Below are 1039 nucleotides of genomic sequence, written 5' to 3'. Positions count from 1 at the left end.
TCTCGCGCGTCGGATTGGGCCTTGTGTTCCCGGCGATCTCGTCCGGTTCGCTGAAAGTCCTGCCGCGCCATCTTCTCGGGCAGGGATCGGGGGCGGTGAACTTCATCCGGCAGCTCGGTGGCGCCTTCGGTGTGAACCTGCTGACAGTGTTTATCGAGCGGCGAACGATCATGCACGCGGATGCGTTCGCGGCGACGCAGACCAGCGACAATTCTACCACCATGGAGTTTCTTCGCGAGGTGGCCGGTCTGGTGCGGGCATCCGGGCTGCCGGAGAACCAGCTCTTGCCTACTGCGGCCTCTTTTCTGGGGCAGAGCGTGGTGGCTCAGGCAACGAATGCCGCATTTCAGGACGGCTTCCTTGTTGTTTTCGGGATATTCCTTCTCGCTTTGTTACCTACCTGGTTCATGTGGCGCGCCAGATCGCCTGCGTCATAGGTCCCATAACGGAGAACGGTGGCGTCGCCTTAACGGATATGGATTGATCTGGGTGATATCCGCCGGTGATGACAAAGTTTTCAAACGTGGACACGGCTTCGCGCTACAAACGCCACCGCTTTCCTGCCGAGATCATCGCCCATGCGATATGGCTCTACTATCGGTTCCCGTTGAGCCTGCGCGATGTTGAAGACCTGCTTGCCGAGCGCGGGATCGATGTCTCGTTTCAGACTGTCTGCGAATGGACCGCAAAGTTCGGCTGCCAATTTGCCGATCAACTCCGGCGACGCTCGCGCGGCAACTTTGCCGACAAGTGGCATCTCGATGAGATGGTCGTCTCCATCAAAGGCAAGAAGTACTGGCTGTGGCGCGCCGTTGATGCTGACGGCTACGTTCTCGATGCTCTGCTGCAAAGCCGCCGAAACAGAAAGGCCGCTCTTCGGCTGATGCGAAAGCTGCTGAAGAGCCAGGGCATCACGCCCCGCGTGATGGTAACCGACAAGTTGCGCTCTTACGAAGCAGCAAAGCGCGAGATCATGCCAGGTGTCGAGCATCGCTCACATAAAGGGCTCAACAACCGCGCCGAGAATTCACACCTTCCT

2 protein-coding genes are annotated in these 1039 nt (G+C 58.6%); both read left to right on the top strand.

Annotated features, from left to right (window positions below):
• The coding region (locus tag ACM6UT_RS23365; RefSeq protein ID WP_416799655.1) for an MFS transporter at nucleotides 1–437 on the top strand (437 nt) is incomplete at its 5' end.
• A 68-nt stretch (nucleotides 438–505) separates the two neighbouring features.
• Nucleotides 506–1039 (top strand): IS6 family transposase (locus ACM6UT_RS23360; RefSeq protein ID WP_416799654.1); only part of this gene is annotated, 534 nt, incomplete at its 3' end.

The organism is Ciceribacter azotifigens, from assembly GCF_048159625.1.
Taxonomy (GTDB): Bacteria; Pseudomonadota; Alphaproteobacteria; order Rhizobiales; family Rhizobiaceae; genus Allorhizobium; species Allorhizobium azotifigens.
Note: the sequence above shows the minus strand (reverse complement) of the source record. Positions and strands in the feature narration are given on the sequence as shown.